General features: G+C 48.5%; 13 protein-coding genes and 1 riboswitch. Of the genes, 10 read left to right on the top strand and 3 right to left on the bottom strand.

Annotated features, from left to right (window positions below; genetic code table 11):
• The first annotated feature begins 460 nt into the window (after window positions 1-460).
• The 6 genes from NQ502_RS04545 to NQ502_RS04520 all read left to right on the top strand — a co-directional run bounded on the left by NQ502_RS04545 (window position 461) and on the right by NQ502_RS04520 (window position 7,961).
• Window positions 461-1,537, top strand: coding sequence for a substrate-binding domain-containing protein (locus NQ502_RS04545; protein WP_049898352.1), 1,077 nt, complete (start codon window positions 461-463; stop codon window positions 1,535-1,537).
• A gap of 116 nt (window positions 1,538-1,653) precedes the next feature.
• Window positions 1,654-3,138 carry a sugar ABC transporter ATP-binding protein gene (locus tag NQ502_RS04540; RefSeq protein WP_260046732.1) on the top strand — a complete coding sequence of 495 codons (1,485 nt, stop codon included), beginning with the start codon at window positions 1,654-1,656 and terminating at the stop codon, window positions 3,136-3,138.
• 14 nt (window positions 3,139-3,152) lie between these two features.
• Complete coding sequence (locus NQ502_RS04535) at window positions 3,153-4,133, top strand: ABC transporter permease (RefSeq protein WP_260046564.1); 981 nt, start codon at window positions 3,153-3,155, stop codon at window positions 4,131-4,133.
• Window positions 4,134-4,301: 168 nt separating this feature from the next.
• Window positions 4,302-5,045: an ABC transporter ATP-binding protein gene (locus tag NQ502_RS04530; RefSeq protein ID WP_242830263.1), complete on the top strand. Its 744-nt coding sequence runs from the start codon at window positions 4,302-4,304 to the stop codon at window positions 5,043-5,045.
• Complete coding sequence (locus NQ502_RS04525) at window positions 5,042-6,571, top strand: COG1361 S-layer family protein (RefSeq protein ID WP_028528696.1); 1,530 nt, start codon at window positions 5,042-5,044, stop codon at window positions 6,569-6,571. The genes NQ502_RS04530 and NQ502_RS04525 overlap by 4 nt, the downstream gene beginning before the upstream one ends.
• Window positions 6,534-7,961, top strand: a complete 1,428-nt coding sequence (locus NQ502_RS04520) for an ABC transporter permease (protein ID WP_028528695.1) — start codon at window positions 6,534-6,536, stop codon at window positions 7,959-7,961. The genes NQ502_RS04525 and NQ502_RS04520 overlap by 38 nt, the downstream gene beginning before the upstream one ends.
• 23 nt (window positions 7,962-7,984) lie before the next feature.
• On the opposite strand, the gene NQ502_RS04515 is transcribed toward NQ502_RS04520, so the two are convergent.
• A complete protein-coding gene (locus NQ502_RS04515; protein WP_028528694.1) occupies window positions 7,985-8,584 on the bottom strand; it encodes a TetR/AcrR family transcriptional regulator in 600 nt (199 codons plus the stop codon).
• A gap of 163 nt (window positions 8,585-8,747) precedes the next feature.
• On the opposite strand from NQ502_RS04515, the gene NQ502_RS04510 reads away from it, so the two are divergent.
• On the top strand, window positions 8,748-9,752 hold the full coding sequence (locus NQ502_RS04510) for an NAD-dependent epimerase/dehydratase family protein (RefSeq protein WP_028528693.1): 1,005 nt from the start codon (window positions 8,748-8,750) through the stop codon (window positions 9,750-9,752).
• Here the strand turns inward: NQ502_RS04510 and NQ502_RS04505 are convergent.
• Both NQ502_RS04505 and NQ502_RS04500 read right to left on the bottom strand, forming a co-directional pair.
• Complete coding sequence (locus tag NQ502_RS04505; RefSeq protein WP_028528692.1) at window positions 9,728-10,504, bottom strand: formate/nitrite transporter family protein; 777 nt, start codon at window positions 10,502-10,504, stop codon at window positions 9,728-9,730. The genes NQ502_RS04510 and NQ502_RS04505 overlap by 25 nt on opposite strands.
• A 72-nt stretch (window positions 10,505-10,576) precedes the next feature.
• Window positions 10,577-12,262 (bottom strand): formate--tetrahydrofolate ligase, encoded by a 1,686-nt coding sequence (locus NQ502_RS04500; protein WP_028528691.1) that lies wholly within the window; start codon window positions 12,260-12,262, stop codon window positions 10,577-10,579.
• Between the two features lie 126 nt (window positions 12,263-12,388).
• Window positions 12,389-12,472, bottom strand: a riboswitch (ZMP/ZTP riboswitch).
• Between the two features lie 264 nt (window positions 12,473-12,736).
• Between NQ502_RS04500 and NQ502_RS04495 the strand changes: the two genes are divergently transcribed.
• From NQ502_RS04495 to NQ502_RS04485, 3 genes are all read left to right on the top strand, one after another.
• A complete protein-coding gene (locus NQ502_RS04495) occupies window positions 12,737-14,794 on the top strand; it encodes an N-acetylmuramoyl-L-alanine amidase family protein (protein WP_083963286.1) in 2,058 nt (685 codons plus the stop codon).
• Window positions 14,795-14,962: 168 nt separating this feature from the next.
• Window positions 14,963-17,398 carry a hypothetical protein gene (locus NQ502_RS04490; RefSeq protein ID WP_049898139.1) on the top strand — a complete coding sequence of 812 codons (2,436 nt, stop codon included), beginning with the start codon at window positions 14,963-14,965 and terminating at the stop codon, window positions 17,396-17,398.
• Window positions 17,399-17,563: 165 nt separating this feature from the next.
• Window positions 17,564-17,977, top strand: a complete 414-nt coding sequence (locus tag NQ502_RS04485) for a cytidine deaminase (RefSeq protein WP_028528689.1) — start codon at window positions 17,564-17,566, stop codon at window positions 17,975-17,977.
• The last annotated feature ends 52 nt before the right edge of the window (window positions 17,978-18,029 follow it).

The following is an 18,029-nucleotide window of genomic DNA, read 5'->3' as shown; positions in this document are numbered from 1 at the left end:
AGTAGGAAAAGTACCGTAAACAGCAGGATTCCAGGGAAATCAGGAGTCCTGCTGTTACTGTTTGTTAAGAGAAAAATATGAACGATATATGAACAAATTCAATATTAAAGACATAACACTTAAAACATAAAATTGTATAAAACGATGAATAGCTGTTTGGGAAAAATGTAATTTTTTGTCACAAGAAACATCCGTTGAAACAAATGTGAATAAATTATGTACAAAGATTGAGAAAAATATGAAATTAAAATTGACAAAATGAACAAGTGACGATATAATGAAAAAGACTCATAAATAGACCTTGAATCAGGACCCGGGTCCCCCTAAGTTCTTGGACAAGTAGGAAGAAAAGAACAGGGGGAATTACTGATAACGGAGGTCAGAGTGACTGCACTGGTATAGGAACTGGCAGTCAGAGGCAAAGAGTTAGAGTAAAGGAAGCTATAGGAGGAGAATTTCAATGAAGAGAAGAGTAATAGCAGGAATCCTGGTAGGACTGCTGGCAATCAGCACACTTGCTGGATGCGGCAGTAAAGATGATTCAGCAGCATCATCAACAGACACAGCAAAAGAGGACACAGCAGCAACTGATGAAGGTGATGACGCAGCAGCTGATGATTCAGCAGATGCAAGCGGTGATGTAGGAAGTATTACAATGATCCTTGCACTGCGTGATGAGTTCCTTTCCACACTGGAAGCCGGTGCAATCGCTGCAGCGGATGAGATGGGAATCAATCTGACAACGCAGGATGCACAGTCCGATACAAGTAAACTGCTCCAGTTCGTTGAGACAGCTAGAAACGACGGACAGAAAGCAATCATCGTAAACCCGGTTGACCCGGAGACATGTCCGCAGATCGTTGAAGCTGCCGGTGATATGAAAGTCGTATTCGTTAACAGACCGCCGGTTGATACAGAAGGCGTTCTGAACGAAAATGTAGTATATGTAGGTTCCGATGAAATGATGTCCGGTAAATACCAGGGTGATTTCCTTTCCGAGAAATTTAAAGCAGAAGGAAAAGATTCTATTAAATATATCCTGTTAAATGGTACAATCGGTAACGTTTCCACGACACAGCGTACAGCATCCTGTCTGCAGGCATTTGAAGACAACGGAATCAAAGCTGAAGAAGCAACAGCTCCTCTGGCAGCAGATTTCGACCGTGCGACAGCACAGGATATGATCACTCCGCTGCTGACAACAATCGAGTATGACTGCATCATTTCTAACAACGATGCGATGGCTCTCGGCGCTATCGAAGCTCTGAAAGATCAGGGAATCGACCCTGCATCAGTTCCGGTTGTAGGAATTGACGCTACAGTAGACGGACGTCAGGCAGTCAAAGACGGCACACTGGCTATGACAGTATTCCAGGATGCGAACGGACAGGGATACGGTGCGCTTAAGGCAGCGTCTAACCTTATTACCGGAACTACTCTGAATGATGGCACAGATTATGAACTGGATGAAACTGGACATATCATGTGGGTACCATTCGAGCCGGTTACTCCTGATAACGTAGCTGATTACGACTGATTCGGTTGATCAGGTAATTGTAGGATTTGATTATAGGTGCCGGCCTTGGGCCGGCACCTATAAACATAAAAATTAGGACTGAGGTGAATGGTTTGAGTGAAGAATATGTTCTGGAGATGCATGATATCGTAAAAGAATTCCCTGGAGTTCGCGCATTGAAGGGCGTTCAGTTAAAAGTACGCCCCGGAACCGTACATACGCTGATGGGCGAGAACGGTGCCGGAAAATCCACATTGATGAAATGCCTGATCGGCATCCAGCCGGTAACATCAGGAAAGATTATCTATAAAGGAAAAGAAGTCAGTTATAAATCCACACAGGAAGCACTGGATGCGGGGATTTCGATGATCCATCAGGAGCTCTCCCCGGTATATGAACGCTCCGTGTGTGACAACGTATGGCTGGGAAGGGAACCGAAGAAAGGGATCCTGACCGACCACAAGAAGATGTATGACGACTGCGTGGAACTGTTTCAGCGCATGGGGCTGGACATAGACCCGCATGAGAAGATGAAAGACCTGACCGTCGCAAAAATGCAGATGGTCGAGATTGTAAAGGCGGTGTCCTATGATTCGTCGATCGTAATCATGGATGAGCCGACCTCCGCCCTGACGGAGTCAGAGGTTGAGGACCTGTTTAAGATTATTGCAGATTTGAAAGAAAAAGGCGTAGCCATTGTTTATATTTCGCATAAGATGGACGAGATCTTCCGGATCAGTGATGACATCACGGTATACCGGGACGGCGAGTACATCGCGACGGACCGCGCGGAGAACCTGACGCAGGACAAGCTGATCCAGCTGATGGTAGGGCGCGAGATCACGGATATGTTCCCGAAGACGGAATGCCCGATCGGGGAAGTGGTGCTGAAGGTGGAGGACCTGTGCGCAGGGCGGCTGGTGCAGCACGTGTCGTTTGAGCTGAGGAAGGGAGAGATCCTGGGATTCGCAGGGCTTGTGGGAGCAGGCCGGACGGAGACGATGGAGACGATCTTCGGGATGCGGCACAAGACGTCCGGGAAGATCATCAAGGACGGGAAAGAGCTGGAGATCAAAAGCCCGAAGGATGCGATCGAGAACCACATCAGCCTGCTGACGGAAGACCGGCGCGGGAACGGGATCGTGGGGCTGTTGAGCGTGCGTGAGAACATGGTGATGGCAAACCTGAACCTGAAGGCGTACGGGATGCCGCTGAATGCGAAGAAGATGCGTGAGGACGCGCAGACGTACATAGATAAGATCCGGGTGAAGACCCCGACAATGGAAACCCCTATCCAGAACCTGTCCGGAGGGAACCAGCAGAAGGTGCTGGTCGGAAGATGGCTGCTGACCAACCCGGACGTGCTGATCGTGGACGAGCCGACGCGAGGAATCGACGTCGGGGCGAAGTCCGAGATCCATGCCCTGCTGTCGGAACTGGCAGGCCAGGGGAAAGCGATCATCGTGGTATCATCGGAGATGCCGGAAGTCATGGGAGTGGCGGACCGCATGGTGGTGATGCACGAAGGGCATGTGAGCGGAATCCTGGACCGTTCGGAATTCTCACAGGAATTGATCATGAAATATGCGACTTCCCATGAAGTGGAAGCCAAAGCGAATTAGAAGGGGGCAACCAAATGAACGCGAAAACAAAGAAACGCTTATCTGATAATATGATCTGGATCGTGCTGATCGTCCTGGTCATCCTTGTAAGTATCATCAACCCGAAATTCTTAACGATCGCCAACCTGCGGACCCTGCTGACGGGCGAGTCCATCAAGGGAATCATGGCCTTCGGTGTGGCATTTGCGATCCTGACGCGGGGGATTGACCTGTCGATCGGTGCATCCGCGGCGCTGATCGCGTGTGTGACCGGTGCACTGGTACAGCCGGTGGACCTGGCGACAAAGGCGCTGGCAAACTTCGGCGTGCAGGTACCGGCGATTGTGGCAATCCTGCTCGGCATGGTGATGGGTATCGCCATCGGGGCGATCCAGGGTGCGCTGATCGCATACACGAAGATGCCGGCATTCATCGCGACACTGGGCGGCCAGCTGATCTGCCGTGCGGCAGCGAAGATCTTCACGACGCGCCCGGTATCGAACCTGTCAGACGGCTACCGCTGGCTGGGAAGCGGCAAGATTGGCCCGATCCCGATCATCATCGTGGTATTTTTGATTGTCTTCGGAATCGCAGCCTTTATCCTGGGGCAGACCCGTTTCGGAAAGAGCTTATATGCGATCGGAGGAAATGACCAGGCAGCGCGTGTGGCTGGTATCAACGTAGAGAGAAACCTGGTGCTGACATACGTATGGTGCGGCGCCTGTGCAGCCCTCGGCGGAATCCTGCTGGCAGGCCGTGCGGGATCTGCGGACCCTGCAAACTCCGGTTTGAACTACGAGCTGGATGCGATCGCGGCGGCAACCGTCGGCGGGACATCCCATACGGGAGGTATCTGCCGCGTGACAGGAGTCCTCTGCGGTATCCTGATCCTGGGTGTCATCAACAACGGCCTGGTACTGATCGGCGTGAATGATAACTTCAGTAATATCATCAAGGGCCTGATCATTGTCGGAGCCGTAGCGATGGATATGAGAAAGAACGCAAGAAAAGCATAATTTTTGCAGATATAAGAATTATACATATTCGTTGTATCATCTCCAAAACAGGGAAAGGTGTTGGACATATGTCCGATGCCTTTTTCCTGTTTCTTAAATCTTTTTCAAATTTCTAAACTTTACATATAATTTATTGACCTCAAGCTGTTTATAGGGGATAATGGGAACATGAATACACAGGGGGAGCCGAAGAGTATGGAAAGTACGGAAAAACCCGTCATCTCAGTAAAGAATCTGTATAAGATTTACCGGGTGGGTGAGACACAGGTGAGAGCGTTAAACGGAGTGAATATGGAAATTTTACCTGGAGAATTTTGTGCCATTGTCGGCACATCCGGATCCGGTAAATCGACACTTCTCAATATGCTGGCAGGACTGGAGAAGCCGACGAAAGGTGAGGTAATCATTCAGGGGAAGCATATGGAGAAACTGAATGAGAATGAACTGGTACGCTTCAGAAGAGAGCGGATCGGGTTTATTTTTCAGTCTTTCAACCTGTTGCCGACGATGAATGCCCTTGAAAATGTGGCACTTCCGCTTAGCTTTCGCGGTATTGGGAAAAAAATCAGGCTGAAGAGAGCTGCACAGCTGCTGAAGACAGTCGGATTGTCTGACCACCTGTTCCACAAGCCGATGCAGATGTCGGGAGGACAGCAGCAGAGAGTAGGTGTGGCCAGGGCGCTTGTGGTTGATCCGGCGATCATATTCGCGGACGAACCAACTGGAAATCTGGATTCCAACACGTCCGCAGATGTTATGAAACTGATGCAGGATGTGGTGCGCAGGCAGAAGAAGACACTGGTCATGGTAACGCATGATAATCATCTTGCGAGTTTTGCTGACCGTATTTTTCACATCATTGACGGAAAGATTGTAAAGATCGATAACATGAGAGAGGGTAAAGAAGGATGAAAAAGATGAAAGCAGTAGGGCTATGTGTGTTATGTCTGCTGATGGTACTTCCGGCGATGGTATGGGCAGAATCGGAAGGACCGACGGAGCAGGAAGAAGGGATCTTGATTGACAGAACAGCAGATGCACCTCAGTGTGAGGCGGGCAAACCGGCAGAAGTTGTCGTGCCGTTTTTTAATAAGGAATCTGTCCCTATTACAGATGTGAGGGTAACGCCGGTTCAGGATGCCAGTACAAATGAGTACCCGTTTGAAATTGATAAAACAAATATATTTGAGACACTGGAGGGCCCCATTGACCCGGGAATGGGAAAGTCGAGTCAGGTCTGTTTTACACTAGATACACGTGAGGATGTTGCCTCCGGTTATGTGAAAATAAACTTTGATTTTTTTTATAAAATGACAGTGGTTGAAGATGAGACTGAGGTTGTAAAAAATATGAAGGTTCGCAGGCACATTTATGTCAGGACGGTTGCGAAGGAAGAACCGGAGGAGGAACCTACGGTGATGGAGCCGGATGAATTCGGTGATGAAGGCGGCTATGCGGGCGGAGATTACAGCGATGGCGGCGGCGGTTCCTCCACACCGGAAGATGAGAAAGACGAGAAAAAAGGAAGTACTCCGCGTGTGATCATCGAAGGTTTCCGGACGGATCCTGGAACGATCAACGCAGGCGACACGTTTAAGCTGACGATTAAGGTGAGAAATACATCCAAAAAGTCGGCGGTCGGTAATATGGTCATAACACTCCAGACGCCGCAGGCCGGAGAAGGTGAGACGGCGGCTGATGCGTTTCTTCCCTCAGACGGGTCGAGTACGCTGTACATAGAGAGTATTCCGAAAAACAGCTCAAAGGAAGTGTCTCTGGAGATGACAGCACGGACAGACTTAATTCAGAAGCCTTATCCGGTAGAAGCGGCGATGAAATATGAGGATGAGTCGGCACAGCAGTTCGAGGACAAGGCGAGTATCTCCATTCCGGTACGCCAGAAGGCACGTTTTGAACTCAGCAGAGTGACGGTTATGCCGGAGGCAGTTTCTGTAGGTGAAGAAGCTAACGTGACGTTTGAAATCTATAATCTGGGAAAGACAAAGTTATACAATGTCAGTGCAAGGATTGAGGACCCGTCCATAGCAAATGCCGAGGCATTTGTGGGAAACCTGGATGCGGGAGCGACAGGGACTGTTGACATGATGGCTATGGGGGCAGCTGAGAGTACGGGTGACGGGACGGTAAAGCTTCTGGTAAAGTATGAGGATCAGGATGGAAATCAGGAGACTTTTGAAAGCAGCTGTATTGTATTTGTAAATCCTGCGATGCCTGTGGACGAGATGCCGATGGATGATCTCGGTATGGAGGGTATGGAAGAAGGACAGCCAAACGGACATTTAATATGGTGGATTCTCGGCGGCGTCGGAGCAGTGGCTGTGATCATAGTCTCAGTGCTGCTGGTCAGACGGAAACATAAGAAAGAAAAGGAATGGGCAGATGAAATTTTGGGATCTGATAAAGATGAGCTGCAGTAATCTGTGGCGCAGAAAACTTAGAACATTTCTAACCATTCTTGGTGTAGTGATTGGAACCGCATCGATTGTAGTTATGGTATCCCTGGGACTCGGACTGAATAAGACAACGATGGATGAGATGGAGAACAGCGGAGGGCTCACGACGATCCAGGTCTACGAGGGCGGATCTGCCATGATGGGATTTGCCATGGCTCAGGAAGAATCAGCGGACCAGGGTTCGCAGGAGCAGAAAAGAATCACGGATGAGGCGATAGAGCAGATTGGAGCGATTCCGCATGTGACGCTGGTTTCCCCTGTATTGAATCTTTCCATGATGGCCAAACAGGGCAGATATATCGGATATCTCGATGTGTATGGGATGAGCCGGGAGGCACTGGAGCAGATGAAACTGGAATTTGCATCTGGAGGACTGCCGGAAGAGGGGACGGAAAATCTACAGTTTGTCTACGGAAATCAGGTGATTTACAATTTCAGCAACGAATCAACCGGACAGGGTTACTGGGAGACCGGAGAACTTCCGGATGTTGATTTTACGCGTCCGCTGTATTACATCCTGGATACGGATGCTTACTGGTCAAGCAAGATGGGCAGTGCAGACGAAGGAGTTTCCGAGGGAGGAGACGGGGACTCCGGGACGCAGCAGGTGACAGCGCCGAAAAAATATGTTTTTCCGACCGCTGGTGTCCTGGCGGGGGATCTCAATACGTATACGGAACAGAGCTACAGTGTTTACTGTGATATCAACGCGCTGAAAACTCAGCTGAAAAAGACCTTTCGAAATAAAGCAATACCCGGGCAGCCTACAACGAAATCGGGAAAGCCATATAAGGAGATATTTTACAGTCAGGCATATGTGAAAATTGATGATATGGAAAATGCGGAGGCCGTTCAGAATGAGATTAAGAACCTGGGGTATACTCCGAACTGGAATGCCGAATGGGTGAAATCTCAACAGAAACAATTTCAGAGTATTCAGCTGGTCCTTGGCTGTATCGGGGCAGTTTCACTTTTTGTCGCAGCGATCGGAATTGCAAATACGATGATGATGTCCATCTACGAGCGGACAAAAGAGATTGGAATTATCAAGGTACTGGGATGCAGTCTCGCAAATATCCGTACGCTGTTCCTTGCGGAAGCTGCATTTATCGGATTTCTGGGTGGGATGGCAGGTCTGGCCCTGAGCTATCTGATCTCTTGGGCGCTAAACCATTTTGGGGCGGCCATCGGAGAGTATATGACGGGGAATTCCAATGCAAGTGTTTCCTATATTCCGGTCTGGCTTGCAGGACTCGCGTTGATTTTTGCCATATGTGTCGGGATTGTTGCCGGATTCTTTCCTGCACTCCGGGCAACGCGGCTGAGCCCGCTTGCTGCGATTCGAAATGAATAAAGAAAAATGACGCACTGACTGCGTCATTTTTTTTGTGGCTGTGAGAATGCGGCGCCGTGCATCATGAATTGTTCTGCCATGGCAGCCACCTTATCAGGCGGGGTGAGCATTTCTTCGTCGAGCCAGTGACGGAGGAGTCCGATGCACCCTGCGCTCGTGTAGGCGTAGAAATACTCCAGTTGTTTTGGCGTTGTGCCGGTGAAGAACTGAGGATATGTTTTCTGGTAAACCTCGTAACCGAGATGAATGAGATGAAGTACAAAGTCTTTATCTCCGTAATCCCCCAGTGTTACCGTGCAGATATCGGCATTATCCTTGAGGCATGTAAAAATTCCGGCTGTTATCTTCGAGGGAGTAAGAGGTTCGGATTCCGACTGAAGCAGAGGATTCAGTGCATTCTTAAAGTCGAGCAGCATCTCAGCTTCCAGCTTTTTCAGAAGGTCGTTGATATTGGAATAATGGGAATAAAAGGTGCCTCGATTGATGCCTGCTGCTGAGCAGAGTTCTGTTATGGAGATGCTCTGAATGGGTTTTTCACGAAGCAGATTCATAAATGCCTTTCTGATCAGCATTTTAGTCACACGGACCCTGTGATCACCGCCATTGCTTTTCTTGTTTTCCATGAAATTTCTCCTTAAGAGTAGTTGATAGACATTAAATAACCGAGTGTTCGGATATACAACACTGTGTGGGAATCTGATGATTGTATTCAATATCCAGATTTAGTATAATACAAATAAGAAAGATAATCAACATATTGTACGAAAAGATTGTGAGGTGTTTAGTATGAAGCGTCTCTATATCATAACAGGTGCTGCCGGGCACCTGGGTAATACACTGATCCGTATTCTGCTAAAGCGCGGAGAAGAGGTACGGGGACTGATTCTGCCCGGAGAGCCGGCATGGATGAAGGAAACAGTCAGGTATGTGGAAGGAGATATTCGAAAGAAAGACAGTCTTCAGCCGCTGTTTTCCGATATCAGGCACAGGGATGTGATCGTTATTCACACCGCAGGTATTGTCGATATCTCGGATGAGGCTCCCGGCATGATGCAGCAGGTCAACGTCGGAGGAACAAAACATGTGATTGAACTGTGCCGGGAACATCAAGTACAAAGACTTGTCTATGTCAGCTCCGTACATGCGATACCGGAACACAGCAAATATGCTGTGCAAAAGGAAGTGAGGGAATTTTCGGCGGATCTCGTGGTTGGGGGATATGCCAAAACAAAGGCGGAGGCGACGCAGGCAGTGATGGATGCGGCTCATTCCGGGCTGGACGCAGTGATTGTACATCCATCCGGGATTTTGGGTCCGTACAATGGGGCGAAAAATTATCTTGTTCAGCTGGTAAATGACTATATCAGGGGGAAGCTTCCGGCGTGCGTGCATGGAGGATATGATTTTGTAGATGTCCGGGATGTCGCGGGAGGATGCCTGCGGGCGGCACAGAAAGGCAGGACGGGGGAGTGCTATATACTGTCTAACCGGTACTATGAAGTCACGGAAGTCCTTAAAATGGCGAGAAGCATTGTTGGAGGGAAAAAAATACCGACGCTTCCGCTTTGGATTGCGAAAGCGTCGGTTCCCTTGATCTGCCGGATCGCCAGGCTGAAGAAGAGACGGCCGCTGTATACCAGATACTCTTTATACGCATTGACCAGCAATGGAAGGTTTAGCCACGACAAGGCCACCGCAGAACTAAATTATAAACCAAGAGACCTGTATGTGACCATATCGGATACGATACGCTGGCTGTCAAAATATCAGTCTTTTGCTGAGATCCAGTAATAGGGAAGTGCTACAAAAACAATTCCGCCGATCATGTTGCCGAGCGTGACAAAGAAGAGGTCGGTTATGTAATAGTTGACAGAGATCGTAGCATCTGCTGTGAGCGGATGCAGAAGGCCGACGCCGATGATACTCATGTTAGCGATGCTGTGCTCGAAACCGCACATCATAAAGAGAAAGATACACCATAAAATCATGATGAGCTTTGCGGCCTCCGACTGCATTTTGATGCTGCACCATACGGCCAGGCAGACGAGAATATTACACAGAATACCTCGGGTGATCATCTCAAGAGGGCTTAGCGATAATTTTGCGGCGGAGACCGTTGCGAAATAAGACACGACATCGGAATTTTTTGTGAGCCCGGTCATGTGATAGAGGATGACAGCGATCCAGCTTCCGATGAGATTGCCGAAAAAGCAGATGATCCATAATTTTATTGTGTCAAACCAGCTGACCTTTTTTGCGAAAGAAGCACACGCCATTACGAAGTTATTACCAGTGAACAGTTCACTGCCTGCCATAACGACAAGGCTGAGGGCCGATGCAAACGAAAGGGAAGAGATCAGTTTTGCAGTTGCAGCGTTGTCTGCGATCATGATACCGCCGATTGTCATACATACGAAGCTGCCGAATGCAATGAACATTCCGGCGATTACGGAAGCCATCAGGTATCCCCATGGATTCTTTTTCAGAAGATTTGTTTTATTGCATCCTGCATTTACCACGTCAGAATAAGCAGATTGGAACATAATATTACCTCCTAAAAATACAAATAAAAGGGTGTAGAATTTTCTACACCCTTTTGTGATTGTCGTGGTACTCTAGAACAGACCGGAAATCTTTCCCGAACTGTCTACATCAATGCGCTCTGCCGCAGGTACTTTCGGAAGCCCCGGCATTGTCATGATTTCTCCTGTCAGTGCCACGATAAAGCCTGCGCCTGCGGAAATTTTGAGGTTTCTTACAGTAACATCAAAATCGGCAGGAGCACCCAGTTTATTCTGATCATCAGTAAAGCTGTACTGTGTTTTGGCAACACAGATCGGACAGTTTCCAAAGCCCATTGCTTCCAGTTCCTGGGCCTGTTTCTGTGCGTTTGCAGTCAGGACGGCACCGTTTCCGTGATAAATCTTTCTAACGATCTGATTCAGCTTATCTTCGATGCTGCCTTCCAGTTCATACGAATAATGGAATTCGCTTGGCTCTTCCACGAGACGGATGACCTCTTTTGCGAGTGCGACGCCGCCTTCGCCGCCTTTGGCCCAGACTTCGGAGAGTGCAACGTTGACGCCGAGCTCACGGCATTTGGATTCCACAAGGTCGAGTTCTGCCTTGGTATCTGTCGGGAATGCATTGATTGCAACAACACACGGAAGACCATATACGTTTTTGATATTTCCAACATGCTGGAGCAGATTCGGAAGACCTTTTTCCAGTGCTTCCAGGTTTTCGTTGTTCAGATCGGCTTTCTGAACACCGCCGTTGTATTTCAGAGCGCGGACGGTGGCTACAATGACAACAGCCGAAGGTGTCAGGCCGGCCATACGGCATTTGATATCGAGGAACTTCTCAGCCCCGAGGTCAGCGCCGAATCCCGCTTCTGTGATCGCGTAATCTCCCAGTTTCAGAGCCATCTTGGTTGCAATGACAGAGTTGCAGCCGTGCGCGATATTGGCAAATGGTCCGCCGTGTACGATGGCCGGAACGTGTTCCAGCGTCTGAACCAGATTTGGTTTCAGTGCATCTTTCAGCAGTGCACACATAGCTCCCTGAGCATTCAGGTCGCCTGCAGTTACCGGTTTCTGCTCTGCGACGCTTCCATAAGTATAGCCTACGATAATGCGGGAGAGACGCTGTTTTAAGTCGTCGATATCCCTTGCAAGACAGAGGACAGCCATGATCTCTGATGCAACTGTGATATCATATCCGTCTTCGCGCGGCATACCGTTTGTCTTGCCTCCAAGACCGTTTACGATATTACGCAGCTGACGGTCGTTCATATCCACACATCTTCTCCAGGTAATCTTACGAGGGTCAATATTCAAAGCATTGCCCTGGAAAATGTGGTTGTCGATCATAGCAGCCAGAAGATTGTTGGCAGCTCCGATGGCGTGAAAATCACCAGTGAAATGCAGGTTGATATCTTCCATTGGGACTACCTGAGCATATCCGCCTCCTGCAGCGCCGCCTTTTACACCAAAGACCGGTCCGAGAGATGGTTCGCGGAGTGCAACCATAACATTTTTACCCAGTTTCTGCAGTCCGTCAGCGAGCCCCACTGTCGTTGTTGTTTTGCCCTCTCCTGCAGGAGTCGGGTTGATCGCAGTTACCAGGACCAGTTTTCCGTTGGGGGCATCAGATTCCTGCAATAAATTGTAATCAATTTTTGCTTTGTACTTACCGTATTGTTCGAGGTATTTATCATCAATCCCCGCTTTCTGTGCAATTTCGGTAATTGGCGTCATTGTACTCTCCTGAGCAATTTCAATGTCTGATTTGAATCCCATAGTAAAATTCTCCTTTCACTTCACTGAGTGGTGTTGTGCGCATCCAGCTATCTGTACAGCTATGTATGTTGCTACATGTTTAAACTGTTTAGGATAAAAAAGGACAACACATGTAATCACTATTACAAATGTTGCCCAGACGGTCGGCTTGCGCGAAGTCATGATTCCACAGTGGTAACCCACAATTATCCGTCAGTTATCAAGACTCCATATTTGATTTATGAGTTCATGTTAGCATGGGGGAAAATGAATGTCAACCGTTTCTTAAACCTGTTTGCAAAATGCGTAGTATCATTAAATTTGTGGTAAAAAAGAAGAATATTATGATAAAAAAGTAATATAGTCATAAGAAATACTGGAATATAATATTGTAAAAGAAATGTAATAATTGTATAATAACGTTAAACTTTATTAAAAAAATCAGACTGATGAAATATTCTGCAGGTTGAAGGATGCAGAATAAGGGGGAGGATCATGAAACAAAATTTAGTAAGAAGGTGGAAACAAGCTCTGGCCATGCTATTAATTCTCTTCATGGTAGTTTTGACAGTTCCTGAGCTGGTGTTCGGAGAAACGTATGCGGGTCATGCTGTGCAGGGACAGGGAGAGAATGATGTGCGCGAGCAGGAAGGAGCGGAGCTTCCTGAATTAGATGATGAAGATGAGCAGGATCCGGAGACGACGGAGCAACCGGATCCATCTGTTACTGACCAGCCGGAAGTGACTGAGGAGCCGGATATCACGGAAGAACCGAATATCACGGAAGAACCGCAGGATGAAGAGACTCCTGCGGTCACAGAGACACCTGCTGATGAAACAGGGGGGCCGGAGGAAGAACCTGAGGATTTGTTGGCGGCGAAGGCAAAAGCCGGATGGGTCACGGAAACTAATGGGGATCTCAGATATCGGTTTCCGGATGGAAGTTATTCAAAACTGGGTTGGAAAGAAATTGGAGATTACTGGTATCATTTTGATGCGCAAGGCACGCTTGAAACAGGCTGGATCACAATTCCGAGCGGTACCTATTATCTGACGGAGTCGGGCGCTCCGGGAGAAAAGGGAGCGATGCTGACCGGCTGGCAGAACATAGCCGGCAATACCTATTATTTTGAAGAGTCAGGTTCGGTTGAGGGAAAGATGTACACCGGCTGGCAGAACATATCCTACAGAAGATATTATTTTGAAGAGTCAGGTGAAGATGTCGGGAAGGTGTATACCGGCTGGCAGACGATCGGAAAAAACACCTATTATTTCCAGATCGGAGGAGGAGCCGGGGAACGCGGAAGGATGTATACGGGCTGGTGGACACTCGGAAAAAACACCTATTATTTTCAGATGGGCGGAGACGCCGGTCAAAGGGGTAAGATGTATACCGGCTGGCGGACCATGAACAACAGAGTCTATTACTTCCAGATAGGAAATGCTGATGGAAATGCCGGCAAGCTGAATACCGGCTGGCGCCTGATGAATGGAAAGAGATATTATTTCCAGATCGGAGGAGGAGCCGGAGAGCGCGGCAGGCTGTATACGGGATTCCGGACGCTCGGGAATAATACCCATTATTTCCAGATGGGCGGAAACGCCGGTCAAAAGGGTCAGATGTATACGGGCTGGAGGACATTGGGAGATGACACCTATTATTTTCAGATAGGAAATGCTGATGGAAATATCGGCAAGATGTACACGGGCTGGAGGAATCTTGGTAAAAATAAGTACTATTTCGGCTCTGACGGTAAAATGTACCGCAATACCACAGTCAATGGAGTAGAGCTGGGACCTAACGGTGCCGCTGTACAGGGCAAGACTCTTAAAGCGTTTCTTGCCAATGCGCTGAAGCCGGTGGGGACAACCCTGTACATCTGGGGCGGAGGCCATGATGCCTATACCGGCGGTGATGCGCTTCGGAAGGGGGTAAACCCGAACTGGAAAAAATTCTATGATTCTCAGAATCGGAGTTATCGATATGACCCTAAAAATGAAAACATTCCAAAACATTACGGAAAAGGATTAGACTGCTCCGGTTATGTAGGCTGGTCGGTTTATAATACAGTAAACACGGACAGCAATCAGCAGAACTGTACGACAATATCCGGAGATACTCCGCGTCTATACGGTAATAGAGGGTGGGGAAGCTACGTGGACAGCACAACTTCGGCATCCTTTAAACCCGGTGATGTGGTCGGTTACAATGGACATGTCTGGATCGTGCTGGGTCAGTGCAGTGACAGCAGTGTCGTGATTCTGCACTGCACGCCGCAGGCAGGTGTGCAGATCAGCGGAACTGTCACAAGGGATAACGATCAGAACAGCGAGGCAATCAGACTTGCACAGACATATATGAAAAAGTTCAGGTCGCCATCTGCCAATAAGCCGGAACTTTCTCCGGTATGCAATATCACACCGTATTTGTATGGTCCGGGTTATGCAGGACTTCATCGGTTCCGGTGGGATTTAAGCGGATCGAAAATGCTGAGCGATCCGGATGGATATGCAGACAAAACTGCTGCGGACATCCTGGCGGATTTAGTGTAAGCATATTTTGATAATTCATATCAGAGCAGATGATTGGATTTATTTCCCATCATCTGCTCTTGTATTTTTGTGAAAAGGTATTGTAATCTATTTATAATAAACGTAAAATAGAGACTGAAAACGTCAGAAAAAGATAAATAATCCTGATTGGGGAGAGGGGAATTAATTTTGACACCACGATATGTAACATTAAGAGTAAAGCGTGCTCTGGCATTTGTACTGATCTTCTGTATGGCTGGTTTGACAGTTCCCGAGCAGGTGTTCGGGGCACAGGATGACAGTCAGGCAGTGGTTGAACAGGAAGAGAATGCAGAGCAGGCTCAGGGAGAGACAGAACTTCCCGAGGCGGATGATGAACATGGGCAGGACCCGGAAGTGACGGGAGAACCGGATCCGTCAGTCACGGCCCAGCCGGAGGAGACAGAAGAGCCGGACATCACACAGGAACCACAGGTGGAGGTAACTCCGGAAGTGACCATGGAGCCGGAGACCACGGTAACCCCTGAGGAAGGGGAGGCGGCACCCGAAGAACCGGAAGATTTCCTGACCGCACGGGTCAAAGCCGGGTGGGTTACAGATGCAAACGGTGAGCTCAGATATCGGTTTACAGATGGAAGCTATTCATCACCGGGATGGGAGGAAATCAGTAATCACTGGTATTATTTTGATTCAAGGGGCAGGCTGGAAACAGGCTGGATCACGATCAAAAGCGGCACCTATTATCTGACGGAGACAGGTGCTCCTGGGGTAAAAGGAGCGATGCTGACCGGTTGGCAGAATATAGCCGGAAATACCTATTATTTTGAAGAGTCGGGTTCAGTTGAGGGGAAGATGAATACCGGCTGGCAGGACATATCCTATAAGAGATATTATTTTGAGAAGTCGGGGAAGAATGCCGGCGCGATGCTGACCGGCTGGCAGACGATCGGAAATAATACATACTATCTCCAGGTCGGAGGAGGGACCGGAGAGCGCGGAAAGCTGTACACGGGCTGGCGGATGATGAACAACAAAGTTTATTACTTCCAGAAAGGGAACGCCGATGGAAATATCGGCAGAATGTATACGGGCTGGCGGACGATCAACGACAAGGTCTATTATTTCCAGATGGGGGGAGGCGCCGGAGAGCGCGGGAAGATGTATACCGGTTGGCATACGCTCGGAAAGAATACCCATTACTTCCAAATGGGCGGAGAAAATGGCGAGAAGGGTCAGATGTATACGGGCTGGCGGACGATGAATAACAAAGTCTATTACTTCCAGAAAGGGAATGCCGATGGAAATATCGGTAAAATGTATACCGGACAGCGCACGATTAACGACAAGGTCTATTACTTCCAGATGGGCGGAGAAACCGGAGAGCGCGGGAAGATGTATACGGGCTGGAGGACGCTCGGAAAAAATACCTATTATTTTCAAATGGGCGGGAAAGCTGGTCAAAAAGGCCAGATGTATACGGGCTGGCGGACGATGAATAACAAGGTTTACTACTTCCAGATGGGGAATGGTGATGGAAACATTGGTAAACTGAACACCGGATGGCGGCTGATGAACGGCAAACGATACTATTTTCAGATCGGAGGAAAAGCCGGAGAGCGGGGCAAATTGTATACGGGATTCCGGACGCTCGGGAAAAATACTCACTATTTTCAGATAGGCGGGGAATATGGACAGAAAGGTCAGATGTATACGGGCTGGAGGACTCTGAACAATAACGTCTATTACTTCCAGAAGGGAAATGCCGATGGAAATATCGGTAAAATGTATACGGGCTGGAGGACAATAGAAAGTAGTAAGTATTATTTCGGTACTGACGGCAGGATGCGCCGTAACACTACTGTTGATGGGATTGTGTTGGGCCCTAATGGTGCGGCAATTCAGAGCAGGACACTCAAATCGTTTCTTGCCAATGCGCTGAAAGCAGTGGGTACAACCCTGTATATCTGGGGCGGAGGCCATGATGACTGGACAGGCGGCGACGCGGTCCGGATTGGCGTGAATCCTAACTGGAAGAAATTCTATAATTCTCAGAATAAAAGTTATAACTATGACCAATATCGGTACCAATACAAGAAGGGGCTGGATTGTTCAGGGTACGTGGGCTGGGCTGTCTATAATACGGTGAATACTAAGAGTAACCAGGAGAGCTGTACCACAGTATCAGGAGATACTCCCCGCCTGTACGGAAACAGAGGGTGGGGAAGCTATGTGGACCGTACGACTTCTGCATCCTTTATGCCGGGGGATGTGGTCGGTTATGATGGACATGTCTGGATTGTACTGGGAAAATGCAGTGACGGGAGCTATGTGATTCTGCACTGCACACCGCAGGCAGGCGTACAGATCAGCGGAACCGTCACGAAAGGAAACAATCAGAACAGCCAGGCGATCAGGCTTGCAAAGGAATATATGAAGAAGTTCAGATCTCCATCTGCTAATAAACCGGAGCTTTCACCGGTATGTAATATCACGCCGTATTTATATGGTCCGAATTCGAAAGGACTTCACCGGTTCCGATGGGATCTCAGCGGATCCAGGATGCTGAGTGATCCGGATGGGTATGCCAAGAAATCTGCGGAACAGATACTGGCAGATTTAGTGTAAGTGTTAATAAAATAGGAAAGCGGATTACCGGATTTGATTCTGTGAATCTGCTTTCCTTTTTATGTCTATTGACATTACTTGGGGTGCTATATATTGTAATATATGGAGGATAACGATATAATATTATCAACCTATTATGATATGAGAAACTAACGGAGGTCCGGCATGGATACAGGCTTTTTAATAAAACAGGCGATTGAAGCGCAGAAGCAGGCATACGCTCCGTATTCCGGGTTTCGGGTCGGCGCGGCGATCCTGTGCACAGACGGAAGCATCTACACCGGGTGCAACGTAGAAAATGCTGCGTACTCCGCTTCGAACTGTGCGGAGCGGACAGCGGTCTTCAAGGCGGTGTCTGACGGAAGACACAGATTTCTTGCGATTGCGGTCGTGGGGAATCTGGAGGGCAGGGAGAACGAGAGGGAATTGTGTGCACCGTGCGGCGTGTGCAGGCAGGTACTCTCAGAGTTTACGGATGGGAGCCTGCGGGTTATCCTGGCCAGGTCCGAGACGGAATATGAGGAATATACGCTGAAAGAACTTCTGCCGCTGCAGTTTTCAAAAAAAAATCTGCAATAAAAATGTAATGAAAAAGCCCTTCCCTTTTTTGACGGTTATCTCTATAATGGTA

Source organism: Ruminococcus gauvreauii (genome assembly GCF_025151995.1).
GTDB lineage: Bacteria > Bacillota > Clostridia > Lachnospirales > Lachnospiraceae > Ruminococcus_G > Ruminococcus_G gauvreauii.
This window is presented reverse-complemented; position numbering and strand designations above follow the sequence as displayed.